This window comes from Desulfurivibrio nitratireducens, assembly GCF_044068515.1.
Taxonomy (GTDB): domain Bacteria; phylum Desulfobacterota; class Desulfobulbia; order Desulfobulbales; family Desulfurivibrionaceae; genus Desulfurivibrio.
In genome coordinates, this window is record NZ_JBIPKI010000033.1 from 21,392 (window position 1) to 28,907 (window position 7,516).

General features: G+C 63.2%; 7 protein-coding genes. 3 read left to right on the forward strand and 4 right to left on the reverse strand.

Annotated features, from left to right (window positions below):
- Window positions 1-17: 17 nt before the first annotated feature.
- The 4 genes from ACHHTY_RS08795 to ACHHTY_RS08810 all read right to left on the reverse strand — a co-directional run bounded on the left by ACHHTY_RS08795 (window position 18) and on the right by ACHHTY_RS08810 (window position 5,377).
- Complete coding sequence (locus tag ACHHTY_RS08795; protein WP_395493735.1) at window positions 18-1,172, reverse strand: sulfite exporter TauE/SafE family protein; 1,155 nt, start codon at window positions 1,170-1,172, stop codon at window positions 18-20.
- A 411-nt stretch (window positions 1,173-1,583) separates the two neighbouring features.
- Window positions 1,584-3,026 carry a sigma-54-dependent transcriptional regulator gene (locus ACHHTY_RS08800; RefSeq protein ID WP_395493736.1) on the reverse strand — a complete coding sequence of 481 codons (1,443 nt, stop codon included), beginning with the start codon at window positions 3,024-3,026 and terminating at the stop codon, window positions 1,584-1,586.
- 108 nt (window positions 3,027-3,134) lie between these two features.
- Window positions 3,135-5,189 (reverse strand): NAD-dependent DNA ligase LigA, encoded by a 2,055-nt coding sequence (gene ligA, locus ACHHTY_RS08805; protein WP_395493737.1) that lies wholly within the window; start codon window positions 5,187-5,189, stop codon window positions 3,135-3,137.
- Window positions 5,186-5,377 carry a tautomerase family protein gene (locus ACHHTY_RS08810; RefSeq protein WP_395493738.1) on the reverse strand — a complete coding sequence of 64 codons (192 nt, stop codon included), beginning with the start codon at window positions 5,375-5,377 and terminating at the stop codon, window positions 5,186-5,188. Before ACHHTY_RS08810 ends, ligA begins: the two co-directional genes overlap by 4 nt.
- A 317-nt stretch (window positions 5,378-5,694) precedes the next feature.
- Here ACHHTY_RS08810 and surE point away from each other — a divergent pair, with 317 nt between their 5' ends.
- The 3 genes from surE (at window position 5,695) to ACHHTY_RS08825 (ending at window position 7,263) form a co-directional block, all read left to right on the forward strand.
- Window positions 5,695-6,438: a 5'/3'-nucleotidase SurE gene (gene surE / locus ACHHTY_RS08815; RefSeq protein WP_395493740.1), complete on the forward strand. Its 744-nt coding sequence runs from the start codon at window positions 5,695-5,697 to the stop codon at window positions 6,436-6,438.
- A gap of 150 nt (window positions 6,439-6,588) precedes the next feature.
- On the forward strand, window positions 6,589-6,828 hold the full coding sequence (locus tag ACHHTY_RS08820) for a type II toxin-antitoxin system Phd/YefM family antitoxin (RefSeq protein ID WP_395493741.1): 240 nt from the start codon (window positions 6,589-6,591) through the stop codon (window positions 6,826-6,828).
- Entirely contained in the window at window positions 6,829-7,263 is a 435-nt protein-coding gene (locus tag ACHHTY_RS08825) for a type II toxin-antitoxin system VapC family toxin (protein WP_395493742.1), read from the forward strand. It abuts the gene before it with no gap.
- Window positions 7,264-7,516: the final 253 nt, after the last annotated feature.

A 7,516-nucleotide genomic window follows, 5' to 3' on the forward strand; every position in this document is an offset into this window, starting at 1 on the left:
GCATAAAGGAATATCATTTAGCCAAAAAGCAGGCGGATCAGGTCTTTGCCCAGGAATCCCCGGGCCATGAAGTTAAGGCCGACATAAAAGGCCAGGACGATAAAGATCCGGGTTAAAATCTTGTCGGGGATGTACTGGGAAGTCCGGGGACCGATCATCGAACCGACAAAGATCCCCGCCAATTGGGTCCCGATCAGGGGCCAGTGGACCAGGGCCCCGGCGGCCAGGTAGCTCAGGATACTGACTATCATCCCAATCAGCACCGCCATGGCCGAAGTGCCGGCGGCCAGGTACATGGGCAGGCCGGAGATGCTGGTCAGGAAGGGCACCAGCATGAAGCCGCCGCCAACTCCCAGGAAGGCGGCGATGGCGGCGATAAAAAAACCGCCCACGATCGGCAGGATGGGGCTGAAGGAAAACTCGACCCCGTAAAAATTGAAGGAGACCCGGGAGAGACTCCATTTGTTCATCTTGACGCCCAGCTCGGAGGTGTCCACCGCTTCGCCGGCCTTCTTCCGCTTCATGGTGGCTTCAAAGGCCTGGGCGGCTTCCTTGGCCTTCTTCTTCCGCTTGGCCCCGGCGGGGGTGGTTTCATAGAGCATGTAGAAGCCCAGCACCAGGACGAATATCCCGAAGTAGCCTACATATTCACGGAATGAAATCCTGCCCGCGGTCAGGGTGGGAATCAGGTAACTGCCCAGAATCGAGCCGCCGGCCAGAAAAATACCCACCGGCCAGACCAGGCGGCCCAGTTTGAAGTAGTTGAAGGACGAAACCAGGGCGCTCAAGCCGACCATAAACTGGTTGGAAACCCGGATGGAGTCGGTCACCGATTTATTCAGGTCCGGCGAGGTTTCCCTGAAGGTGCCGGCATAGTTGCCCAGGCCGTAAATGCTGATATGGCCGATACCGGCCATGATGCCGCCGAAAGCACCCACGGTGGAGAAGATCCAGCCCACCCAGATCGCCCAGGCAAAGGCCAGGATCAGGTTGATCTGGGGACCGCCTGGGATGCCCAGGTAGCCAGGTTCGGCGGCGGGATCGATGGTGCCCCCGGCCACCGCCTGATTGATGGCATCGGCCAGGCGGTCGTCGGCCAGGGCCAGGCCGCCCATGGCGACGGTCAACAGCGCCATGGCGAGCAGGGATGTCAGTAACAGTTTTTTCGGCATAACTCTCCTCCCTATAGGGTTTGACAAATTTTGCGGGACACGACGGTGGTTCCAACTTCGCCGGCAGCCTCCTCCTCTCCTGGGCTCGCGGCCGGCGATCACCAGGCAACCTTTGCAATAAGGATGCCGTTGCTTGGTAAATTTATGAGGAGGGGCCGCAAATTATTAATGCTATGTTTTCAGAAGGTTAGCTGCAGGGGCCAACTGGCCGGGGCCAAGTCGCCATAAATTCTCCGGGTTGCCCCGCAACCGGGTTGTGGCAGTGCAACAAAAACAATGCACCCGGGGGTGAGGAAAAAGGAACTGGCCCGGCGCCGGGGCGAAGCGGTGGCCACCAGAGAGCGGGTAGGGTGGGTGGTGGTGCAGGGGGTTGGGGGTTGTGCGATGAGGGTCCGCGGATTGAGCCGCGAGTCAGGGTTTGTCGTCGCGAAATGACTCGGCCTTGAGGTCGTAGCCGCGCAGCAGGCGTTGGAAAGCCTGGCGGCCCAGGCCGCTGCTCTGGGCGGCGGCGGTGACGTTGCCCCCGCTTTGAAGCAGGGCCGCGGTCAGATACTCGCGGGAAAAACGGGTCAGGATTTCCCTTTTGGCTTCATTATAAGAAAGCCCGGTCAGGATCGGCCGGGGTTCGGCCGCCGCCGGGGTTTCCTCGGGGCTGGAGCCGTTTTCGGAAAGATCGGTGGGGGTGATTTGCGGGGTGGTGGTAAGCAGTACCGCTCGCTTAACGGTATTCTGCAATTCGCGGATATTGCCCTTCCAGCGGCGCCGCAGCAACTCCTGTTCGGTGGCCGGAGCAAAGGTCAAATCGCCCCGGTCGTATTCGGCCGCGTATTTTTGCAGGAAGTGGCGGGCCAGCAGGGGGATGTCCTCGGGCCGTTCGGCCAGCGACGGCATGGTGATGGTCACCACGTTGAGCCGGTAAAAAAGATCTTCGCGGAACTGGCCCTGAGCGATCTTGGCTTCCAGATCCTGGTTGGTGGAGGCCACCACCCGGACATCGACCGCCCTGCCCTTGGTCCGGCCCAGCGGGGTAATCTCCTTTTCCTGGAGAACCCGCAGCAGCTTGGTCTGCAGGGTCAGGGGCAGATCGCCGATTTCATCCAGCAGCAGGGTCGAACCGTCCGCCTCGAGAAAATAGCCGGTCTTGTCCTGGGCCGCCCCGGTAAAGGCCCCTTTGACGTAACCGAAAAGTTCGCTTTCGAGAATCTCGGCCGGCAGGGCCGGGCAGTTGACGGTGATCAGCGGTTTGGCGGCCCGGCGGCTCAGGGTGTGGAGAGCCTTGGCGGCCAGTTCCTTGCCGGTCCCCGATTCGCCCCGGATCAGGACGGTGACATTGGTGTCGGCGACCTTGCGGATCAGGTCGAAAACCTCCTGCATCCGGCACGAGCAGCCGTGCAGGCCGCAAAAGACCTTTTTGGAGCTCAGCCGCTCCTGGAGATAGCGGTTTTCCTTGAGCAGCCGCACCCGCTCCAGGCAGCGCTCCAGGCTGTGGACGATCCGTTCCTGGTCGAAGGGTTTTTCGACGAAGTCATAGGCCCCTTCCCGCAGGGAGCGGACCGCCAGCTCGACGTTGCCGTAACCGGTCATCACAATCACCGCGATCTCCGGATCATGCTCTTTGACCTGGGTCAGCAGCGACATCCCGTCCAGGCCCGGCATCCGCAGGTCGGTGATGATCACATCGGGCCGGTTGCGGTCCAGGTAGGCCAGGGCCGCCTCGCCGGAAACGGCCTTTTCCACCCGGCAGTCGAACTTGCGGCTCAGCAGCCGCACCAGCATGGTCAGCATGTCGGCGTCGTCGTCGACCACCAGGACCAGCGGTTTATCGAGTTCAGGGTTGGCAAGCGGCAGGGTCATGGGCCTTGCTTGGGTTCAGGTTGGCAAAAAAAGGAATTAATCATAGGAATGGCGGTTTCCGCGGCAAAAAGCAACCCCATAATAAAAAAACCGCCCCAAGCCGGGTTTTCAGACATACCCCTGGCTGCTACCGGCTAGCAAGCGCTGGAAATCCGCTTCCTCGAGGATGGTGATGGCCAGTTCGCGGGCCTTGGTCAGCTTGGAGCCGGGTTTGGCTCCGCAGACCAGGTCGGTGACCTTGCGGTTGAGGGTGGTGGCGATTTCCCCGCCTCGTTCCTTGACCCGAGCCTTGGCCTCGTCGCGGGAGAAGTGCTCCAGGGTGCCGGTGAAGAGAAAAACTCGGCCCTGGAGGGGCAGATTCTCGCCCCGGGCCTCCTCGGGCAGAATCTCCAGGCCCAGGTCCCGCAGTTGGGCCAGCATCTCCTCGGTGGCCGGATCGCGGAAAAAGCTGACCAGGGAGGCGGCGACCTGGGGGCCGACCCCGTCGATCTCCAGCAGGTCCTCTTCCTCGGCCTGACTGATCGCCTCCAGGGTGGGGAAGCGGCGGGCCAGGAGCTGGGCGTTGACCTCGCCCACGTGGCGAATGCCCAGGGCGGCCAGCAGCCGGGCCAGGCGGGTCCGCTTGGCGGCGGCAATGGCGGCGATCACATTGGCCGCCGACTTTTCCCCCCAGCCCTCCAGCTCGGCCAGTTGTTCGGCCCGGAGGCGGTAGATATCGGGGATATCCCGGACCAAACCGGTCTGGACCAATTGCTCCACCGCCTTCTTGCCCAAACCCTCGATATCCAGCCCCGCCTTGCTGCAGAAGTGGATCAGGGAGCGGAGGCGCTGGGCCGGGCAGAGGGGGTTGGGGCAGCGCCGCACCGCCTCGCCCTCCTTGCGGACCAGGGGAGTGGCGCATTCCGGACAGGCGGCCGGCAACTGGATAGCCTGCTCGGCCCCGGACCGTTTTTCCACCACCGGCTTGACCACCTCGGGAATGACCTCGCCGGCCCGCTGGACCACCACCGTATCGCCCAGGCGGAGATCCTTGCGCCGGATTTCATCCTCGTTGTGCAGGGTGGCCCGGCTCACCGTGACTCCGCCGACGCTGACCGGTTCCAGCCGGGCCACCGGAGTCACCGCCCCGGTGCGGCCCACCTGGAACTCCACCCGGACCAGGACCGTGGTGGCCTGAACGGCGGCGAACTTGGCCGCCACCGCCCAGCGGGGGCTGCGGGCCTTGGCACCCAGTCGCTGCTGCAGGGCCAGATCGTTGACCTTGATGACCATGCCGTCGATCTCGTAGGGCAGCTCGCGGCGCAATTCGGCCAGGTGGTGAAAATGGGCGATCACCGTGGCGAGGTCGGGGCAGGTCCGGCCGTGGGGAATCAACTGGAAGCCGGCGCCGGCCAGGGCAGCCAGCAGTTCTGCTTGGGTGGCGACGCCGAAATCGGCGGCATCCCCCACCCCGTAGGCGAAAAATTCCAGGGGGCGGGCGGCGGTCACCGCCGCGTCGAGCTGGCGCAGGGAGCCGGCGGCGGCGTTGCGGGGGTTGGCGAAGAGGGCCTCGCTGGCCTCGGCCCGCTGCCGGTTGAGTTCCCGGAAGCCGGCAATGCTCAGGCAGACTTCGCCCCGGACCTCGAGCCGGGCCGGCAGCATTCCGGGGGCCGGGGCCTGGAGCCGGGCCGGAATCGAGCCGATGGTGGCCAGATTGGCGGTGATGTTTTCTCCGGTCAGGCCGTCGCCGCGGGTGGAGCCCAGGCTGAAAACCCCGTCCTCGTAAACCAGTTCCACCGCCAGACCGTCGAGCTTGGGCTCAGCGTGGAGGATCGGAACCTGGTCGGTGTGGAGAAAGCGGCCGAGGCGGACCAGGAAGTCGCGGATTTCCCCTTCGTTGAAGGCGTTTTCCAGGCTGAGCATCGGCTGGCGGTGGGCCACCGGGGCGAACTGGGCCAAAGGCGCGCCGCCCACCCGGCGGCTGGGGGAATCCGAGCTGACCAGGTCCGGGTAGCGCTCCTCCAGATCCTTGAGTTCGCGGAAGAGAAGATCATACTCGGCATCGGAAATTTCCGGGCTGTCGAGGACATAGTAGCGGTGATCGTGATAGCTGATCTGTTCCCGCAGCTCGGCCAGGCGCCGGCGCGCCCGCTCTTTTTCCGCCACCTGGAGCAGGGGTTTCATTTGGCGGGGGCCTGCAGTTGCCGGCCGCCGGAGGCGATGTTCTCGTGGGGCACCTCGTCGATGAAGATCAGCACCGAGTCGGCCGGCTTGTGGGCCACCCGGACGATGACCTCGGTCACCCCGGCGGAAATCTCCGCTTTCTGTTCCCTGCTCAAGTTGCCGGCCACCCGGATGTTGACGTAAGGCATCGTTTTTCCTCCCTGGTTGAAAAGTTGCGGGCATAAATTGCTTTCCCATTATAGACCAGCGGGCCAAAAACTCCATAGTCCAGCGCAGGCAACCCGAAAACAACCGGCCGCCGACCCTCGGCCCCGGGGACGGTCCGGTTCCGCCGGTTCTGCCCAGAGAAACGCCAAAAAAGAGAACCCGCAAGCGATTTTATCTGGTAACTTTGAGCCGAGGCTGAAATCAGTGACCCCGGAGATCAGCGCCCAATTGAGCTGATGCCCCGAGCCGCCGTTTTCGCAGAGGCCGGAAATCCGCCCTTTCCCAAAGAGGAAAAACCATGCCGCTGATCATGCTGACCAACGACGACGGGGTTAACGCCCCCGGCCTGCTGGCCCTGGCCGAAGCCCTGGGGGTCCTGGGCCGGGTGGTGATCGTCGCCCCGGACCGGGACAATTCCGCCGCCAGCCATTCCCTGACCATGCGCCGGCCCCTGCATGTGAAGGAAATCGCCGTAGATACCTACGCCATCGACGGCACCCCGGCCGACTGCGTGATGATCGGGGTCAACAAGGTTCTACCGTCCCGCCCCGACCTGGTGGTGTCGGGAATCAACCCCGGCCCCAATCTGGGCGACGATATCAATTACTCCGGGACCGTTTCCGCCGCCCGCGAGGGCACCCTGCTGGCCATTCCCTCCTTTGCCGTCTCGCTGGTGGCGGCCAACGGCGAGGAATGCCGTTACCCGGTGGCCGCCGCCCAGGCCCGGATCCTGGCGACGGAGGTGCTGGAACGGGGCCTGCCCGCCAACACCCTCTTCAACGTCAATGTCCCCAACCGACCGGCGGCGGAAATCCTGGGCCGGCGCTACACCCGCCAGGGCCGCCGCCTTTACGACAACGCCATCCAGGAAACCTTCGACCCCTGGGGTCGCCGCCATTACTGGATCGGCGGCGGCACCCCCCACTGGAGCGAGGAGCCGGATACCGACGTCCAGACCGTATTGGTCGGCTACGTGTCGATCACCCCCCTGCACCTGGATATGACCAACCACTGGGCCCTGCGGGAGCTGCAAAACGACTGAAGGCAAATCGCTTGTCGCCCCCGCTGAGCAACTGTTGCTGGTTTTCGCGCCAGCAGTTGAACCCGGCCAACAGGGATCCTTGACATATTGTCCCAGCCGCTTTAGACTGGTCTTAGACCAGTTTTAAGAACTAGTGTGGAGAAAAAAGAAATGGAAACCATCGGCGCCTATGAGGCCAAAACTAAGCTTGGTCAATTGCTGGAACGGGTCCAGGCCGGCGAGCAGATAACCATAACCAAGCACGGAGTTCCCGTTGCCGTCCTCCGGGCCGCCCCTGATCACCCCGGTCACGCTCCCGCTCAGGCCATAGCCGAACTTAAGAAGTTTCGTCGTCATCACACCCTGGCCGGCTTGAGTCTGAAACAAATGATCGAAGAAGGCAGGGATTAAGTGAATGAGCAATTGGTGGTGGATGCCTCAGTCGTAATGTCCTGGTGCTTTGAGGATGAGGCGGACAAATACGCGGACGCCGTTCTCGATGCCTTTGCCACCGTCGAGGCTCTGGTGCCGTCCATCTGGCCGCTGGAAATCGGGAACGTCCTGCTGGTGGCTGAACGTCGCCGGCGGTTGAGCGCGGCGGATAGTGCCCGTTTTCTGACCTTGCTTGCTCAATTGCCCATCACCGTGGAGCCGGAGCCGCCCCAGCGCATGTTGCGGGAAATATTCGCCCTGGCTCGGGCACACCGGCTATCAACCTATGATGCAAGCTATCTTGACCTCGCTATGCGCTTGGCCCTGCCCTTGGCCACCGGTGACGCCATGCTGCGCAAGGCGGCGCGCAAGGTGAGGGTGCCCCTTTTTAATGCCGCGGGCTGGATTTCCTAACAAAAACTGCGGAGCCTGCTGCACGAGGCGGCAAGCCGAGGGCTGAAGGTTGTCGACCCGGAAGATTACCCGTTTTGCAACCATAGTGATCGACGCTGAATGATTACCAGAATAGACGATGAACCCCACTGGCGGGAGCTGGGGCGGCAAGGCAGGCTGGCCGGCCGCCCCTTGCGCTTTTTGTCGGAGACCGACTCCACCAACCAGGTGGCCCTGGAACTGGCGGCGGCGGACGAGGAGCGGGTTCTGGTGG

Excerpts from the sequence above, each read along its gene's own strand:
- ACHHTY_RS08795 (WP_395493735.1), bottom strand. The coding sequence starts at position 1,172 with ATGCCGAAAAAACTGTTACTGACATCCCTGCTCGCCATGGCGCTGTTG.
- ACHHTY_RS08800 (WP_395493736.1), bottom strand. The coding sequence starts at position 3,026 with ATGACCCTGCCGCTTGCCAACCCTGAACTCGATAAACCGCTGGTCCTG.
- ligA (WP_395493737.1), bottom strand. The coding sequence starts at position 5,189 with ATGAAACCCCTGCTCCAGGTGGCGGAAAAAGAGCGGGCGCGCCGGCGC.
- ACHHTY_RS08810 (WP_395493738.1), bottom strand. The coding sequence starts at position 5,377 with ATGCCTTACGTCAACATCCGGGTGGCCGGCAACTTGAGCAGGGAACAG.
- surE (WP_395493740.1), top strand. The coding sequence starts at position 5,695 with ATGCCGCTGATCATGCTGACCAACGACGACGGGGTTAACGCCCCCGGC.
- ACHHTY_RS08820 (WP_395493741.1), top strand. The coding sequence starts at position 6,589 with ATGGAAACCATCGGCGCCTATGAGGCCAAAACTAAGCTTGGTCAATTG.